This window comes from Nocardioides sp. PD653-B2 (assembly GCF_002117935.1).
GTDB lineage: Bacteria > Actinomycetota > Actinomycetes > Propionibacteriales > Nocardioidaceae > Nocardioides.
In genome coordinates this window covers 24,725-40,724 of sequence record NZ_BDJE01000022.1, presented here as the reverse complement: position 1 = coordinate 40,724, position 16,000 = coordinate 24,725, and the positions used below count along the sequence as shown (strand labels likewise).

Genomic DNA, 16,000 nt, shown 5'->3' with positions numbered 1-16,000 from the left:
TAGGTGACCAGCGAGGCCCAACGACCCACGACCGCCTGGAGGTGGCGAGACGATGCAGCGTGAGCGACGACGAGACCCCTACCCGTGGACCTGGGAGATCCCCGTAGCGGTGGCCTTGGCGACCCTGTTCGTCAGTGTCATCGGCATCCAGCTCGGACGATCAGTCGCCAATCTGCTCGCCGGCGCCGGATGGACATGGCCCGACGCCAACGCCGGCGCGTTCCCCTCACCCATCGGCACCGCCTTCTGGACCAGCCTTCCTGGCGTCCTCGGCGGACACGCCGACGCCGGGCTGCCGAGCCCCACGTCCGACGGTCTGGCCGGTAGCGGCCTGGTCTGGGTCAGCCTCGCCCTGGCCGAGGTCGCGCTGCTCACCGCGACCATCTGGCTCGGCGCGCGGGCCTACCAGCGCTGGGGCCCGGGCCGCATGCGAGGCATGGCGACCGCAGCCGAGGCCGAGAAGCTGCTCGGCGTCACCCGGCTCCGCAAGGTCGCCGGCATCGTCCGCCCGGACCTCTACGGCAAGCACGCCGCCGCGACACCGGCACCGGTCCAGCGCACCGCCGGCGACCTCACCGAACAACCCGGCCCGCAGCTGGGCCACGGCCTCAGCCCGTGGCTCCTGGACGGCCGCCGAACGAAGGAAGACCGATGAGCAACGAGACCCCACTGCACGGCAACCCGTCACCTCGCACCTGCCGCCGCCGTCGGAGCGGCATCAGCTGTCGCCGCCGCGGACACCGGCCGGTCCTCGTCGAGCGCCACTACTACGTGGCTGCCGGCCAGGTGGAACTCCTCTGCGAGGCGCGCGACCTGCTGTCCGACGCCTCTTTCCCGCTCCTCGGTCGCCGAGCAAAAGAACGCCACGGCCGTGCGGTGATCTGCCGTCGCTGCCTCGCCCCGAGCGGGGACACCGTTCCCGAGGTGGCGCGATGAAGCTGAGGTTCGACCCCTGGGACGTGGGCTGGCGCATCGGTGATGCCCACGAGCCGCGAGGCGGCGAGCTGTGGGTGCCGTGGGACCGCACCGCCGGCGTAATCGGCCCGCAGGGATCCGGCAAGACCCTCGACCTGCTCACCCCTGCGCTGCTCGGCGCTCCGGGTGCCGCCCTGGTGACACTGACGAAGGTCGAGGACCTGCTGCTCAGCCTCACCGAGCGTTCCCGCGACGACCGGCCCTGCGTGGTGCTCGACCCCTTCGGACTGGCCGAGGGCGTCGTCGACGAGCTGATCTGGGACCCGATCGCCGGCTGCGTGGACCCCAAGGTCGCCGAGCGGCGCGCCAAGGCTTTCACCGCCGGCACCGTCAAGGGCGCGATCACCGGCGGCACCGGCGACGATGCTGCGCGGTTCTACGCCGCCGAGTCCGCGAAGGTGCTGCAGGGCTACTTCCACGCCGCGGCGCTGACCGGTAGGACGCTTGAGGACGTGCTGCAGTGGGTCGCCAACCCCACCGCAGCCACCCAGCCGATGGAGATCTTGCGGCGGCACCCGCACGCTGAGCCGTTCTGGCACGGCCTCCTGCACGGTGCGCTGAACGGTGACGACCGCACCGCCGGCAACACCGTCACCACGGTGCAGCAGGCGGTCTCGCTGTTCTTCCAGGCCGACATCCGCCGCCGGTGCATTCCCAGCCCCGGACGTCCCGCCACCGACCTCGCCGACGTGATCCGTCGACGCGGCACCATCTACCTGCTCGGCCGCGAAGACCCCTACGCCTCGGCCAGCCCGCTGATGACCGCCGTGGCCGAGCACGTCTTGGACACCGCCCTGCTGCTGGCCAACAGCTCCCCGTGGGGCGGCCGGCTGTGCCCGCCCCTGGTCTCGGTGCTCGACGAGCTGCCGTCGACCGCGCCGCTTCCGACCCTCCGTACCCGAATGGCCAACGAGCGCGCCCTGGGGCTGTCGTTCATTTGGGCCGCCCAGACTCGGCCCCAGCTGACCAGCATCTTCGGTGAGCACGAGGCCCGAGCACTGCTCGGCCTCACCAACGCCCTGGTGATGTTCGGCGGCTCCAAGGACGTCGCCTTCAACCAGGAGATCTCCGACCTCCTCGGAACGGTCCGCATCGGGCGGGTCACCCACTCCACCGGCGGAGCCAGTGGCGGTGGGCGCAGCTTCTCCGGCGACGACATCCCGATCATGCGGCCCGAGGAAGTCCGGCAACTGCCCGAACGCCAAGCTCTGGTCGTCGCCGAGAACGGCAAGCCGATCATCGCCAAGCTGCACCGCTGCGTCGAAGGCAAGGCAGGGGAACGCCTGCTGGCCGACCAGCGGGCGCTGCGCGAGCGCCTCACCAACGACCGGCGCATGGTCATCACCCCCGAGGCCCGAGCCACCGCGGCGCTCGTCGAGGCACGCCGCCTCGGCTTCGTCGACGACGAGACCGACCACGCAAGGAGTGAACTGTGACCACCGAGCAGCAGACCCGCCGGGCGGCACCCACGCTGATGGTCTTCCCGTTCCCCGTCCCCGGGGACCACGTCCGGCTCGCCTACCGCGAGCTCCACATCGCCATCAACGGCACCGAGGAGGAGAAGAAGGCCCTCGGCAACCACGGGCTGCTGTCGCGGCCCTGGGAGCCGGCAACCTGCCTGGACCCCGAGCTGCGTCACGACCTGTGGGAGTGGCTCGAGGACGTCGTGATCTGGCTCAACCGCGAGTACACCTGGGACGTCTCCGGGCTCATCCCCAGCTGCTGGCCTCTGCACCCGCACCTGGTCCACGAGATCGCCGTCCTTGCCGACCAGCGCCGGCGGGCCGGCCTGGCGATGACCAGCGACGCGCTCGAGGAGTGGCACCGCTACTGCCTTCCGGCGTTCACCGACCGGATGCGCAACAGGCTGCGCACCCACTGCGACGACGAGCACAAGAGCTGGCCGGCCAAGCCGCGCCACAGCGAGCACCTGGCCGACGGCAGCCGACAGCGCCGCGAGAACACGTTTGCCCAAGACATCGACGCTCTGCCCGTCAACCGGCGGGCACACGAAAAGTCACCGGACGGTCCACCGCGGCTCGGCCTCGTCGACCTCGACACCGGCGAGATCCACGACGACGAGCTGGGCGGCGCTCAGCCGCGCACCCGCACCGAGAAGGGACCCCGCGAGTGATGCATATGAACGAACGCTCCGAGGCCATCCGCCGAGCCCAGCGCGCCCTCAAGGCTCTCGGCGAGCACCCGCGCTCAAGCAAGAAGGAGCTCGGCCACGCGCGCGAACACGTCAACGCCTGCTACTCCCACGGCTCGGGTGAGGACGTGTGGAACGCCGTTGCACAGGTCGAGGCGATGGCCGATCGCCGCTACGGCGTACCGAGCACAGAGGAGCAGCGTCAGATGGTCGGGGCGACCGAGGACCTCGAGGAGCCTGCGACAGCCGCCCGCGGCCGAGCGGCCGAGGACCGCGCAATCCCGTCGACGTCGGCGACCCCAGGCGTGGAGCTCGCGCCCGCTGCATCGCCATGAAGTGGGCACGACGGGCTCAAGACGGCGTCAGAACGCCGCTGAGAGAACGGAAACCCCTGCCAGCGGGTAGTCACACACTGCTTCGTTGTGGGAGAGCCATTCTGAGCGTTCTCGCCCCGTTGACCACCCAGGCGTAGAACTGATGCCGGATCAGCTGACCTCAGCGCTCCTCATCGTGGTGGCTATCGCCTACCTCGGCGGAGCCGTTCTGTTGATCGTGGCGCTCGCGAAGGTCCTGCTCGCCTGGTCGGTCAGCTGGCGCACCAGCGGGCAAACCAGCCCGGTCGAAGTCATGCTGCAGCAGCGGGCCGCCGCTGCGATGGCCGCGGTCGCCGCAGTCGCGAACGTCCCGCCTCCGGCAACCGACGTCGTTGCGATCCTGGGCGCCCCGGTCGCCGGGGAAGCCGATGCGACCGCGGGCGATGGTGGTCTCGCGGTGACCCGCTTCCGGGCTGGTCGTCCCCCCACCGTGGTGTTCGCGCGGGCCGCGCTCACCGGCCTCAGCGTCGGCGCGGTGCAGAGCCTGGCCGCTCACGAGCTCGGCCACGTCATCCGCCGCGAGCGCAGTTCGGCGGCGGCGCGGTACTCGTGGCTGGTCGGTTACCTACTCCTCGTGTTGGCAGGCGCTGGTCTAACTGCAGCTGCTCTTGTGGCCTCGCCCCAGCTGGCCGGCCCCTCGTTGCTGGCCACGATGAGTGCGGCCGTGGCGTTTCTCGGTCTCCGCTTCACCTTCGACCGGCGCGAGGAGGCTGCCGCCGATCTCTTCGCCATCGACCTGACTCGCGACCTGGACGCGGCCGCGGAGCTGATGCGGTTCTACGAGAAAAGCCTGGCGTGGCCGACGCCCGACGGCGGCCCCGCGTGGTCGCGGCTGGAGCGGCGGTGGTTCGCAACCCACCCCGAGCCGCAGGCGCGGCTCGCAGCCATGCGCCGTCGCCTTGGGTGACTTCTCGAACGCGGCGGCGAAACACCTCTGGTAGCAGCCGGGCCGACCTCGTTGGCCCGTTCAGCGGCTGGCAGCCGACGTAGTCCATCCGGTCGGCTGCGGCCTGGGTAGACCCTGGCTTCTTCGCTGCGTGAGGATGACGATCGTGACTCCAACCGATCTGGGACCAGTTTGGCGGCAGCACAATTGCTCACGTAAGCACAGGACCTTTCTGACGATGGCGAAGTGCATCTGGAACGACGCTCCGTGGGTCTCCGGCGAAGGAGCTATCGCGTTGGTGGCGTGCAGACCTTCTGGGCCTGTCAGGTACCGGCACGGAGCCGTGTCCCTGCACCAGACGGCTGATAGTGCATTGGAGGCCAAGACGTTGATCGACGAGACCGGCTGCGGAGGCCGCTGTCACCGCGACCACAGGCTCGTGCAGCTGGTCTTACCGTGACGCCAGCCTGCGGGCTTCCGGAGCGGGTCAGCGGCGAGGGGTACCGCGGCGGGGCGGCCGCGGACGGTTCACGTCCTGCCGATCTCGTGCCACGCCCGGCGACTGGGTCGGCGCCGGGGTGCCTTCGCCGGTGTCGATCGGGATCACGAGGCGGGACACGATCCGGTAGCGCAGGTCACGCGCAGGGCTGTCGCCCAGGGGCTTCTCAGCGACCAGGCCGCGCGTGGCGGCGCCGACGTCGTGACCCTGCTCGTGGGCCTGCTGCAGCATCGCGGCGGTGGCCGGCCAGTCGCCCTGCTCGAGCAGCCGCGGGTCGAGCTCGCGAGCCAAGGTGGCCCACCGCTCGGCCGGGGTCCTCTCGGCCGCGGCCGAGAGCCGTGCGCGAACCTCGCTGCTCTTGTGGAGCTCGGCCAGTGCCGCCTTCCGCGGGTCGGCATCCCAGGTCTTGATCGCGTCGCGCAGGTCCCGTCGCGCCTGCAACTGGGAGAACTGCAGCCGGGCCCGGACCTGGTTGACGCCCGGCTCCCAGGCGCGGCTGGGACGTGCCGAGATGACCCGCATGGCGGCCAGATGTGCCTGCTCGGGGGCGAGGTTGTCCAGCCGCTCGGTGAGCAACTGGTCACCGAGCGAGCGGAAGGCGGGCTGGCCGCTGGCCACCGCGGCAGTGAGCGCGGCGGGCCCGCGCTGGGCGAGCAGGTCGGCGGGGTCGAGGCCGTCGGGGAACCGCGCGAAGCCGGGGTCGAGGCCGTGCGGGGTGAGCATCCAGAAGTCCCGCTCGGCCGCGACCTGGCCAGCGAGGTCGGCGTCGGTGGCCACGATCGGGTCGCGGCCGACGGCAGCCAGCTGGGCGGCCTGCTCATCGGTCAGCGACGTGCCGAGCGGCGCTACGCCGAGGTAGAGGCCGTGGCTGGCGATCGTGACCGCCACGGCGTCCATCGGGCCCTCGACGATCACTGGGACCGCACCCTCGGCGAGCAGTTCGTCGACGACACCGAATAGCTGGGCGCCCTTGTGGAAGAGCGGGGTGTCGGCTGTGTTGAGGTACTTCGGGCCGCCCTTGTCGGCGTCGGTGAGGTCGGGCCGGCGGCGGCCGACGAAGCCGAGCACTTCGCCCTGGTGGATCACCGGGAACATCACGCGGTCGCGGAACCGGTCGATGAGGCGACCGGTGCTGGCCTCGGTGGCGACGCCGGTGGCCACCATCTCGGCGTCACTGACACCGCCGCCGCGCAGGTGGTGGACCAGGTTGGTCCACCCGGCTGGCGCCTGACCGGGACGGAACCGCTCGTCGCCGGCGAGGTCGCTGCCGAACCGTCCGGTGAGGTAGTCGCGGCCCCACGAGTCGGTGAACCGGGCCTCGAAGAAGGCCTGTGCCATGTCGTTGATCTCGAGCATGCGCTCCCGCGTGACGGGGGAGGACTGCCACTCCTCGGCCCGCTGGCACATGACCCGGAGGTCGGCGTCGGTGGGCTCCAGTCGGCTGCCGCCGAGGTCGCGGATGTAGGCGGTGAGCGTCAGGTCGGGCTCGACGAACTGGTCCTCGTCGACGTCGACCAGGTCGCCGGCGTCGACGTCGACCAGGGCCTCGGCGGGCGCGTCGACCAGGTGCTCGTCGTACGGGCCGCGGTCCTCGGCGAGCGGCCAGTCGGCCCAGTCGGTGTCGGTGGCGTGGTCGACGAGCGTCGCCGGGTCCGGCTCGATCCCGTCCCACAGGTCTGCCGGCGGCTCGTCGAAGTGGTACTCGTGCGCGTGCTCGTCGGGAGCGGTCTCCAGCGCGATGGAGGTCCGCCAGACCAGCGCCTGGCACTCGTCGACGCCCTCCCAGCCGTCGCTCGGCATCGCCCGGCCGGCACCCAGCAGGGCCGCGACCTGCCAGCCGCGCTGCACGCCGTGGTCCACGTTCGACACCAGCGCGGGCCACCAGGTGCTGGCCTGGATGCTCGCGGCGCGCTCGGGACCGAGCAGATCCGCGAGTCGCGGAGTCCACTCGGTGGTGACGCTCTCACCGTGGGAACCGTCGCCGATCTGGGAGGCCACGGCCGGGGTGAGCTGACGGGCCATGCGCCACCACACGGCCGCCGCGGCGTGCTCGTCGGGCAGCGGCCCGGCCGGGTGGTCGGCCGCGGTGGCGGTGCGCAGCAGCTCGTGGGCGGTGACGCCCGCGCGGGACATCGCGGCCAGCCGCTCGGCGAGCAGCGGGGTGAACTCGTCGTCGCGGACCTGCGGGGCCAGCGAGTAGAGCAGCTGGCGCCATTCCTTGAGCGCCGGCGTGTGGTCGCCGGTGACGGCGCGGTTGAGCCGTCGCTGCCAGGTCGCGGAGGCCTTCTGCAGCTGCGGTGCACCGGTCGGTCGCCGGTCGTCGACCGGGACCTGGATGGCGGCCCGCCAGACCTCGACGTTGGCGACCGTGGCGGCCTCGGGCCGCAGGCCGTTCTGGGCCCATGCCGGCAGCGCGGCATGGTCGGTCGCCCGCGCGCGGACCTGCTCGGCGAGGCCGGTGACCAGGTGCGCGCGCTGAGCGAGGTAGGCGCCCCAGTGCGGATCGTCGGCCAGCCGGGCCGGCACCGCAGGCATCCACGGCAGCGGGCCGGCGCCAGCGTTGCGCAGCCCCGAGGCGTCCAGGCGCCAGTCGAGGACTGCGGCGCGGTCGTGCGCGCTCTCCAGCTCCCGGTCGCCGCCGGCACCCCGGAGCGCGTCGACCGGGTTCTCACCTGCGGCACCGAGCAGCAGCAGGTGCGCCCGCAGGGTCGGCCAGGCGGCCTCCTCCGAGAGGCCGGGGACGAGTGTCTCGACCGCGTTGTCCAGGGCGTCCACCACGTTGACCGGGGTGCCGTCGGCGCCGGCGATCGTGTCGTGGCGCAGCAGGTCCTCGGCCGCGACGTAGAGACTGTCGAGGTAGCGCTGGGAGGCCTCGCCGAGCCGGGTGGCCGGGTCGGCCTGCTCGCGCAGCAGGCTGGTCGCGGACCGCTGGGTGTCGTCGCGCGCCAGCATCGACTCGAGGATGTCGGTCGGCGTGAGCGGCCGGACCAGCGTCGGGTGGATCACCGAGTGCGGGTCGCCGTCGCCGACGACCTCGAGGTAGAAGTGGTTGGCGTGCGCGCCGCGGGTCATCATCGTGTAGAGCTGCTGGCGCGACTCGCTGCCGGTGGCCAGGCCGTGCATCGTATCGGCGGTGACGCCCTGGGCGGTGTGCACGGTGCACGCGTAGCCGAGCTCGGTGGACCGTGCGACGTAGTCAGCGGGCAGCCGCACGGTGCGGCCGTGCTGGATGTGCTGGACCGTGAGCTCGCCGCCGTCGTGGATCTCCAGCACGTGCCAGCGGTCGCCGTTCTTGACCCAGTCGGTGGCCGAGGTCCGCAGGCGACGGTCGTTCTCGCGGGTGATGATCAGCTCGCCGATCGAGGCCTCGTTGCCGTCGGCGAGCCGGCGAACCGGGCCAGTGGCGGCGACGTCGGCCGGGTCGATCCCCTCGAGCCGGTGGGCGCGGGCCTGCTGGTTCAGCTCGCTGACTAGGTCGCGGGTCGGGGCGAGCATGATCGAGTCCAGACCCTCGGCGCGGTCGGCCTGCCAGGCCGCGAAGACGTCCTCGGTCATGGTGGCCAGGTCGCCGACGTGGACCCGGTCGCGGTCGAGGTAGAAGCCGAGCGACTCGGGCTTGCCCTCGCGCAGCGCGAGCGAGGCGGCGCCCTCGGCGGGGTCCTTGAACCGGACGAGCTCGGTCAGCTGCAGTGCTCCGTGGGTGGCGCGGATGTCGCGCAGCACGCCGCCGGCGCCGATCGCGGAGAGCTGCTGGTCGTCGCCGATCAGGCGGACGCTGCCGCCGCGCTCGAGGATGTAGGACACCGCCGTGTCCAGGGAGAGGGTGTCGGCCATGCCCGCCTCGTCGATGACCACGAGGGTGGAGGAGTCGATGCCGGCGACCCAGGCGGGCATCGCGGCTCCGGTCTCGCGGGCCTGCTCGAGGGAGTGGGTCAGCTTGGCCAGGGTGTCGGTCTGGGTGTCGATCTGGGAGCGCAGGGCGTCGGCGGCCGCCGCTGAGGGAGCCAAGCCGATGATGGTGCCGCCGCCGTCCGTCCAGGCGCTGGCCAGGGCGCGCATCGCGGTGGTCTTGCCGGATCCGGCGGGCGCGATCGCCAGCTGGAGCCGGGCGCCGGAGGTGGCCATCTCGCGGACCAGCGTGGCCTGTCCGGCGTTGAGGGTGATGCCGTTGGCGGTCGACTCGAGCAGCGCCAGGTCGACCGAGGATGCCTCGACGGCGTACCCGTCGTGGCGGCCGGCGGCGTCGACCAGGCGCTGCTCGGCGGCCAGGACCTTGCCCGAGGTGAACAGCTCGGCGCCGCTCTGGGTGTAGACCGAGGCCCCGTCCGCGCGCCGCAGCTCGGACGGTTCGCTGATGGTGTCCCACGGGCGGGCCATGCTCACCGAGCGGCCGTCGAGGACCTCGCTGACGAGCAGGTCGACGACCTGGGTGACCTGGTTGGTGGGCACGTTGGCGCCTCGGACCTGCCGCTGGGCTTCGGCGTAGACGTGCCAGTACTGCCAGGTGCTGCGGCCTCCCTCCATCGTCGCCACGATCCGGTCGGTGGTCTTGGCGAACCAGGCCGAGTCGGCCAGCGACCGCGCTGCGCCCTTCGGGTTCAGTGCGCCGTGGACCATCTGCTTGACCCGCTGCGGGGTGCCCAGCACCTCGATGGCCTCACGGCTCCAGGTCTCGCGCTGCTCGGCCAGCGAGCGCGGCTCGTGCTTGGCCTCGCGGGTCTCCAGCGTCGCCTGCTGGGACAGCTGGATCGTCTCCACCGGTGTGGGAGGCCGCCCGTGGGTGGCCTGGAACGCGGCCGCGAGGACCTTGCGGCGGTCCTCGACGTTGGCGCGGCGCTTGGAGAAGCGGCGGTTCAGCTCGGGGTCGACGCCGACGATCTCGCGCACCGGCCGCTTGCGGGCGTCCTCGTTGGGCCGCTCCTCGAACCGCACGCCGAGGGCGTCGACCAGGTGCCGCTCGAGCGCGGTGTTGTAGGTCTCCGAGGCCGAGACGACCGCCTTGTGCAGCGGCCGGCCGTCGATGGCCAGCCACTTGCCGTCGAGGGTCTGGACCTTGTTCGCCACCGCGACGTGGGTGTGCAGATCGGGGTCGCCGGCGCGGGAGTCGCGGTGGGTGAACGCGGTGGCGACCAGGCCGCGGACGTCGACCTGGCGCACGCCGTCGGTGCCCCGGCGGGTGAACAGGGCCTTGGACTCGATGAAGCCTAGGGCGTCCTTGATCGCCGCCTGGTGGGCCCGCTCGATCACCGCGGCGGTCTTCGGATCGGCGATCGCCCATAGCACCGAGACGCTTTTGACCGGGGAGAAGGTCAGGTCGTAGCCGGCCACCGCGTTGGTCTTCGGCCGGGAGTGCTTGGCGATCGCGGCGGCCAGCTCGCGTGCGTCGGCGGGTTCGCGGCCGTGCTCAGCACGGAAGAACTCGGTGCCGACCTCGGTGCGGACCTTGGCCCGGTCGGCCGCGGGGACCGGCCAGTCACCCGGCAGGCCGGCGGCCTCGTTGAGGGCCGCGATGCGCTTGGCGACCTCGATCCGGAACGGGCTGATGTCGTTCTCGTAGACCTTGTACGGCGTGCCGAGCTGGCGGGCCGTCTTGTATTCCGCGTCAGTCGGCCGGTCGACGCCACCCCCGTCGGCTGGGCGGCCGATGCGCAGGTCCAGGTCCTTGGTCTGCTGGGTGGCCAGCGGGTGGTGACCGGAGCCGAACAGGCTCTGCATGTGGTCGGCGGTGACGATGTCGCCGGCGTCGAGTCCCTCGAGTCCCTCCATGCCGGAGCCGAGCCACACCCCGGGGGTCTCGCCCTTCTCGGTGTAGTAGCTCGCCAGTCCGGTGTGGCCCTTGTCGGTGGCGTCCATCGCTGCGACCTGGCGGGTCAGGTAGTCGTACCCCGACCCCGCCGTCAGCTTGTGGAGGCTCATCGTCACGGTCACCTACGTGCGCGCGGGCGGGCTGTGCGATCACTTCCGGCCAGATTTCTGGTGTGTTCTTTCTATTCGGCAGACCGAGAATGCAAGAGGTGTGTGGCACTTGGGAGTTGGCGGAAATCTGGGGGGACGCCGAGGGGTGTCGGTGACGGCTGGGGCGTCGGGTTCGTGCTGGCTGAGGTGGACGGGGCTGGCTGGGGTCGAGTTGGTGGGTTCGGAAGGTTTCCTGGGCGGTGGTGATCGCACGGGGGCTGGGATCTGTCGTAGGTGACTGTCAGATTCCATGTCGACCCGGAGTGAGGACCGATGAGTCAGCAGACGATCAAGCAGCAGGCGCGGCGCACGGCGCGGGAGATGGCCGACAAGAGACGGCGCGAGCGTGAGGAGCGCGAGCGGCGGGTGATCGACCTGGCCGAACGGGTCATGGTCGCGATCGGCCAGCGTGACGCAGCGGTGACCGAGACCGAGAAGCGCGCCGGGGAGGCGCTGCGGGCGTTGACCGAGGGTGAGGGGCTGTCCCTTGCCGAGGCAGTGGAGTGCTGCGGCAAGACGATCACCGTGCGGGAGGCGACGCGGCTGCGGCGGCTCAGCGGCACGGAAGGAGGCGCGGTCGTCGAGCCGGAGACCGGCGCGACGGACGAGAGCGGGGGAGCGGGTGCAGGTTCGCCGGCTTTATGACGCCGACCTTGCGGCGGTAGCGGCGGCGATTGCGGACTTGGCAGACCTCGCGCGCTACCGGGCGAAGGTCGCCACGGTGCCCGGCAGTAAGTGCCTGTGGTGAACCGGGGCAATGTCAGTCCGTTCACAGCGGGCGCGCACGGACGGCGGTGGCCATGGCCGGTGTTGGTTGGCGCAGGGGCGGGTGATCATCGTCTACCGGTTCGCGTACGCGGTGATGCACGGCGTTGTCTCGCTCGCGAAGGCACGGCTGCGCGGGCACCGATGTCACCACCCACCTGCGTTAGCGGATCGCGCCGAAGCACGTCGCGGGTTCGAGCGGGGCGAAGAACCGGCAGGGGTGGTCGGTGCAGCGCCGCCTGCCGTACAGCCCTGCTGAGCAGTTCGGCGCGAGCTCGAGGCTGATCCGAACAAGTTCGGCCGATTGTGATCGCTGCCGGATCCCGATGGGACCTAGGTGACTGCGGGACCGATCCGAACGTCTCGCAGTCACCTAGGAGGAAGTCATGTCCACCACCGTCACCTTCGCCGGCAACCTGGCCGAGGCTCCCAAGCGGCCCCACACCCGCGAGAAGAAGCCGTTCGTCAACTGCCGGGTCCTGGTCAATCGGCGCGTGCAGGACGACGAGGGGGAGTGGGTCAACGACAAGCCCACCGCCCACAACGTCGAGATCTTCGGCTCGGCCGCCACGCACGGGCACGACAGCGGCGGATCCGGCGATCCAACCTTTGTCCACGGCCTCGAGCGCACCGAGAGCTGGCCGGACAAGGAGACCGGCGAGAAGCGCACCAAGGACGTCGTGGTCGTCGACAACCGCTTCTGCGAGGTCTGCGTCTCGCTCAAGTACGTGTCCGCGCGCATCGAGCGCGCCGCCCACCCGGCCCAGGCCAGCTGACCGCGCGGAGGTTCCGATGGATCTCGTCGTACAGTCCCCGGACGAGCTGCTCGCCGCAGTGCCGCACGTCCTCGGCTTCAAGCCCGAGGAGTCGATCGTCCTGGTCCCCTTCGGACCGGGGCTCCCGATCGCCCGCGTCGACCTCCCCAAGAGCGCCGCCGACCGCGAGGAAGTCTGGGACGCCATCAGCGGCCCCTACGGCCGCCACGCCCGACCCGGCGCTCGGCTGGGCATCCTCTGCTTCACCGAAGACCGCCGCACCGCCGAACTGGCCAGCCAGCACCTGTCCAACCGACTCGACACCGTGGGCATCACCACCCAGATCCGGCTGTGGTCCGACGGCGAGCGGTGGCGTGAGTTCAACACCGGCCACACCGGGCTGCAGACCCAAGCGACCGCCGAGCGGATCGCGGCCGCGACCGTGCTGTCCGGCGCCGCCCAGCCGACCTCCAGTCGGGCCTCCCTGGCCGCCTCACTGATCGGTGACCGTGACCCGATCACCCAGCTGATCCCGACAGCTCGAGCGGCGGCCGCGGCCAGCACCCCCGCCGCGGAGCGGGACTGGGCCCTGGACCGTCTCGAGCAGTTCCACACCGACGGCAACCGGCTCTCCGAGATCGACGGCGCACGGATGCTCGTCGCGTTGGAGACGATCAGCACCCGCGACGCGGTGTGGGAGGACATGACCAAGGAGAACCACACCTCCCACATGGCGATCTGGAACGACCTCACCCGCCGCGCCCCCGACGAGGTCCGCGCAGCGCCGGCCTCCATGCTCGGCTTCGCCAGCTGGCTGCACGGCGACGGCGCCAAGGCCTGGTGCGCACTCGACCAGGTGCCCGCCGACCGGCCCTACTCCATGGCCGCCATCGTCGCCTCCGCCCTGCAGAACGGCATCCACCCCCGCGAGTGGGAGCGATACCAAACCCAGATGCGCGACCTCGCCGGCGAGCTCGACGAGTCCTTCGTGCCTAAGCCCCCCGAACAGCAGCGAGACCTGCCGCGCACGCACCCCACCACCGACCGCCCCGCCCCGGGCCGCTGAGGAGGACAACCGCGATGAACTACGACGACAGCGACCCCATCGACCAGGCCCAGCCCAGCGCTACCGAGCGCCAGCTGCGCCGCCTGCTGGTGCCCGAGCCCGCGGCCTATGCCCCCGACAAGCGCCTCGACGTCATCCACCAACCCGACCTCGACCTGCTGTGGGGAGTCCAGGCATGAGTAGCACCCGCACCGACGTCGACGACGCTGACCGGCTCGTCCGCGTCACCCTCAGCAGGACCATCGAGCCCGGAGACCTCCGCGTCACCGGCCTTGTCAGCGAGCTCGGCGCCGACAAGGTCCTCGGCCACCTCGAGGCGGCCGCCGGCCTCGAGTCCCACGGGGGCTCCGCGCTCGTCCAGGAGCGCAGCCGCGTCGACCCTGCCGCCGCGGTGCTTGCGCATGCCGCCGCCGGCGGCATCCGCTTCATCGTCCCTGGCGACGCCGAGTGCCCCACCCAGCTCGACTCATTCCGCAACGCCGACCTCTCTACAAACGCGGCAGCGAACCCGTCGGCCTCTAGGTCCGCGCTCACGGGCTCGCTCGGCCGGCGCCAAAGAGACGGCCGACGGGCTCGGTGCCGGACAGACTTGGTACTTCCCCAATTATGCGGGCAAACCCTGCTATCCCAGCTGCCGATCCAGCCGTTGGCGGCCGGGGAAGGAACACGATTCGCACCAGTGCCCGTGCCAACGCTCCATCGAACCTTGACAGTCATAGGCGGCGGAATGGGCTAGGTCCGCCGCCGCCGATTCGTGCAGCACATCGGCTGAGATGGTGAGCGGTACGTGGGTGAGGTCCGTGACTGCGAGGGTTATACGGCTAGCTGTCCACCCTCGACGAGGGCTCCTGCGCCTGCCTCTGTCGCGGTGCTCTCATGGCTCACAGCCGGGCACTTGGCGTGCGAACCGCGGCGGAGTGCCCAACCATCTGCGAGGGTGGCCCGTACGTGCTTAGCGCGACGAACGGGGGCCTGTATGGCGATTGGGAACCAACTAACGGAATTGGTGGCCGCAGCGCGTAAGGACGGCTGGGCTTCCGGTACCGGGAAGCTCGAAGTCCTGCGCGTCCAGGCGCAGTGGCTGGAGTTGACCCCGATGGCGAGTCGTCGCGGGCAGAGCCGAGTCGACGTCCTAAGGCCCGTCGATCCAGGCGATGCTCCGCGGAGATCCCTGAGCGCGACGTACGGCTCGGGCGCACAGCCACTCCATACGGATGGCGCTCACCTTTCGTCTCCACCCGACATCGTGATCCTTTCCGCGGAATCGCCCAGCCCGGTGCCCACGATGCTCTGGCGTGGAGACCACTGGCGCACTCCGTACGAAGTCCGCGAGAACCTCGCTCACGGGCTGTTCATAGTGGACGACGGCACCGCGCGATTTCTCGCGCCGGCATTCGGCAGTGGGCGGTACCGGTTCGATCCGGGCTGCATGAGGCCGGCCGACTCCCGAGCCCGCCGCGCGTTCGCCTATTTCGAGGAAGCGCTTGCGTCAGCTATTGCGTTCAACTGGACCGAGCCTGACCAGGTATTGGTCCTCGACAATCGCGCGGTGTTGCACGCACGCGCTGATGCCGCGGCTACTCCAGAACGTGAGCTGAAGCGCCTCATGTTTCGCGTCAAAAAGGTCGAGAGACGGTGAGTGCTCCGTACGACCACGAGGCATTGTGGCTAAAGGCCAAACTCTTCCTCAACAAGGCGATGGATGACGAGGATGTCCGCTTCTTCGACGAGCGTGCGTTGTGGGCATCCTTGGCCCTGGAACTGCTTGCTAAGGCAGCTCTCGCTCGGCAGTCGCCGCTCTTGATCGCTGTGCCATCCGAGGATGGCACGAACGTCTTGATCGCACTCGGGCTTATCGGCGGGAACGCTCGGTTCGAGTCCGTCGCTGCCAAGACGCTCTACTCCCGATGCGAGAAGGCATTTAGGCCATTTAGCAAGGCAGAGGCCGAAAAGATCACCCATGCCCGGAACGAGTATCTACACGGCGCAACGGCAGAGTTCACGCTTATCCCGGAGACCGCTTGGTGGCCGCGCTACTGGGCCCAGGTGGTCATCCTCGTTGCTGCGTGCGACCGTCAAGCCGAGGACCTCGTGGGCGACTCCCGGGCGACGGTCGTTCGGGACCACCTAGAGCGAAACAAGAGAAACGTCGAGCATCGTACCGAGATGCTGCTGGAACGCGCCAGGCAGCGCCGTGCACAGTACGAGGCGGGCACGTTGCCGGCGCGGGTCGCCCACGAATGGCAACCAGGTAGGTCTCTTTCAGCTTCGCTTGGCCATTCCCAGGACGAGACCTGCCCCGCGTGCGGAGGTCAGGGTGTCGTCGAGGGCGACGACGTGACAGACGTCGAGACCGAGTACGACGAGGACGTCATCGTGACGTTGACTGTCACTTCGGAGTACTTCAGTTGTCCCCACTGCGGCCTGGTTCTTGACGACTACCAGGTCTTGGACGAGGCCGGGATTGAAGAGACATTCCAGGCAGAGGGCGATAGCAGCGACATCCCGTACGAAGGCGACTACGGCAACGACTGACCCGCCCTCACAACCGGCGAACCTGACCTGCGGTCACC

14 protein-coding genes are annotated in these 16,000 nt (G+C 70.5%); 13 read left to right on the top strand and 1 reads right to left on the bottom strand.

Features of this window, described 5'->3' with window-relative positions; genetic code table 11:
- Nucleotides 1–52: 52 nt before the first annotated feature.
- From PD653B2_RS24885 to PD653B2_RS09745, 6 genes are all read left to right on the top strand, one after another.
- Entirely contained in the window at nucleotides 53–655 is a 603-nt protein-coding gene (locus tag PD653B2_RS24885) for a hypothetical protein (RefSeq protein ID WP_165763411.1), read from the top strand.
- Nucleotides 652–936 carry a hypothetical protein gene (locus PD653B2_RS24880; RefSeq protein ID WP_165763410.1) on the top strand — a complete coding sequence of 95 codons (285 nt, stop codon included), beginning with the start codon at nucleotides 652–654 and terminating at the stop codon, nucleotides 934–936. The genes PD653B2_RS24885 and PD653B2_RS24880 overlap by 4 nt, the downstream gene beginning before the upstream one ends.
- The gene (locus PD653B2_RS09760) at nucleotides 933–2,411 is read left to right on the top strand and encodes a type IV secretory system conjugative DNA transfer family protein (RefSeq protein WP_165763409.1); all 1,479 of its coding nucleotides are present in this window, start codon (nucleotides 933–935) and stop codon (nucleotides 2,409–2,411) included. The genes PD653B2_RS24880 and PD653B2_RS09760 overlap by 4 nt, the downstream gene beginning before the upstream one ends.
- Complete coding sequence (locus tag PD653B2_RS09755; protein ID WP_085872188.1) at nucleotides 2,408–3,109, top strand: hypothetical protein; 702 nt, start codon at nucleotides 2,408–2,410, stop codon at nucleotides 3,107–3,109. The genes PD653B2_RS09760 and PD653B2_RS09755 overlap by 4 nt, the downstream gene beginning before the upstream one ends.
- Nucleotides 3,110–3,114: 5 nt before the next feature.
- A complete protein-coding gene (locus tag PD653B2_RS09750) occupies nucleotides 3,115–3,462 on the top strand; it encodes a hypothetical protein (protein WP_085872187.1) in 348 nt (115 codons plus the stop codon).
- A gap of 142 nt (nucleotides 3,463–3,604) precedes the next feature.
- Nucleotides 3,605–4,408: a M48 family metalloprotease gene (locus PD653B2_RS09745; RefSeq protein WP_085872186.1), complete on the top strand. Its 804-nt coding sequence runs from the start codon at nucleotides 3,605–3,607 to the stop codon at nucleotides 4,406–4,408.
- Nucleotides 4,409–4,874: 466 nt separating this feature from the next.
- Here PD653B2_RS09745 and mobF read toward each other — a convergent pair whose 3' ends face one another.
- Nucleotides 4,875–10,802: a MobF family relaxase gene (gene mobF, locus PD653B2_RS25860; RefSeq protein ID WP_085872270.1), complete on the bottom strand. Its 5,928-nt coding sequence runs from the start codon at nucleotides 10,800–10,802 to the stop codon at nucleotides 4,875–4,877.
- A gap of 312 nt (nucleotides 10,803–11,114) precedes the next feature.
- Here mobF and PD653B2_RS09735 point away from each other — a divergent pair, with 312 nt between their 5' ends.
- The 7 genes from PD653B2_RS09735 to PD653B2_RS09710 all read left to right on the top strand — a co-directional run bounded on the left by PD653B2_RS09735 (nucleotide 11,115) and on the right by PD653B2_RS09710 (nucleotide 15,962).
- The gene (locus tag PD653B2_RS09735; protein ID WP_085872185.1) at nucleotides 11,115–11,486 is read left to right on the top strand and encodes a hypothetical protein; all 372 of its coding nucleotides are present in this window, start codon (nucleotides 11,115–11,117) and stop codon (nucleotides 11,484–11,486) included.
- A gap of 506 nt (nucleotides 11,487–11,992) precedes the next feature.
- The gene (locus PD653B2_RS09730; protein WP_085872184.1) at nucleotides 11,993–12,382 is read left to right on the top strand and encodes a single-stranded DNA-binding protein; all 390 of its coding nucleotides are present in this window, start codon (nucleotides 11,993–11,995) and stop codon (nucleotides 12,380–12,382) included.
- 16 nt (nucleotides 12,383–12,398) lie between these two features.
- On the top strand, nucleotides 12,399–13,427 hold the full coding sequence (locus PD653B2_RS09725) for a DUF4192 domain-containing protein (protein WP_085872183.1): 1,029 nt from the start codon (nucleotides 12,399–12,401) through the stop codon (nucleotides 13,425–13,427).
- A gap of 14 nt (nucleotides 13,428–13,441) precedes the next feature.
- Nucleotides 13,442–13,606 (top strand): hypothetical protein, encoded by a 165-nt coding sequence (locus tag PD653B2_RS24875; protein WP_165763408.1) that lies wholly within the window; start codon nucleotides 13,442–13,444, stop codon nucleotides 13,604–13,606.
- Nucleotides 13,603–14,163 (top strand): hypothetical protein, encoded by a 561-nt coding sequence (locus PD653B2_RS09720; RefSeq protein WP_085872182.1) that lies wholly within the window; start codon nucleotides 13,603–13,605, stop codon nucleotides 14,161–14,163. Before PD653B2_RS24875 ends, PD653B2_RS09720 begins: the two co-directional genes overlap by 4 nt.
- A gap of 510 nt (nucleotides 14,164–14,673) precedes the next feature.
- Entirely contained in the window at nucleotides 14,674–15,066 is a 393-nt protein-coding gene (locus PD653B2_RS24870) for a TauD/TfdA family dioxygenase (protein WP_085872181.1), read from the top strand.
- Nucleotides 15,063–15,962, top strand: coding sequence for a hypothetical protein (locus PD653B2_RS09710; protein WP_085872180.1), 900 nt, complete (start codon nucleotides 15,063–15,065; stop codon nucleotides 15,960–15,962). Before PD653B2_RS24870 ends, PD653B2_RS09710 begins: the two co-directional genes overlap by 4 nt.
- Nucleotides 15,963–16,000: the final 38 nt, after the last annotated feature.

Excerpts from the sequence above, each read along its gene's own strand:
- PD653B2_RS24875 (WP_165763408.1), top strand. The coding sequence starts at position 13,442 with ATGAACTACGACGACAGCGACCCCATCGACCAGGCCCAGCCCAGCGCT.
- mobF (WP_085872270.1), bottom strand. The coding sequence starts at position 10,802 with ATGAGCCTCCACAAGCTGACGGCGGGGTCGGGGTACGACTACCTGACC.
- PD653B2_RS09720 (WP_085872182.1), top strand. The coding sequence starts at position 13,603 with ATGAGTAGCACCCGCACCGACGTCGACGACGCTGACCGGCTCGTCCGC.
- PD653B2_RS09760 (WP_165763409.1), top strand. The coding sequence starts at position 933 with ATGAAGCTGAGGTTCGACCCCTGGGACGTGGGCTGGCGCATCGGTGAT.
- PD653B2_RS24885 (WP_165763411.1), top strand. The coding sequence starts at position 53 with ATGCAGCGTGAGCGACGACGAGACCCCTACCCGTGGACCTGGGAGATC.
- PD653B2_RS09735 (WP_085872185.1), top strand. The coding sequence starts at position 11,115 with ATGAGTCAGCAGACGATCAAGCAGCAGGCGCGGCGCACGGCGCGGGAG.
- PD653B2_RS09730 (WP_085872184.1), top strand. The coding sequence starts at position 11,993 with ATGTCCACCACCGTCACCTTCGCCGGCAACCTGGCCGAGGCTCCCAAG.
- PD653B2_RS24880 (WP_165763410.1), top strand. The coding sequence starts at position 652 with ATGAGCAACGAGACCCCACTGCACGGCAACCCGTCACCTCGCACCTGC.
- PD653B2_RS09725 (WP_085872183.1), top strand. The coding sequence starts at position 12,399 with ATGGATCTCGTCGTACAGTCCCCGGACGAGCTGCTCGCCGCAGTGCCG.
- PD653B2_RS09750 (WP_085872187.1), top strand. The coding sequence starts at position 3,115 with ATGAACGAACGCTCCGAGGCCATCCGCCGAGCCCAGCGCGCCCTCAAG.
- PD653B2_RS09745 (WP_085872186.1), top strand. The coding sequence starts at position 3,605 with ATGCCGGATCAGCTGACCTCAGCGCTCCTCATCGTGGTGGCTATCGCC.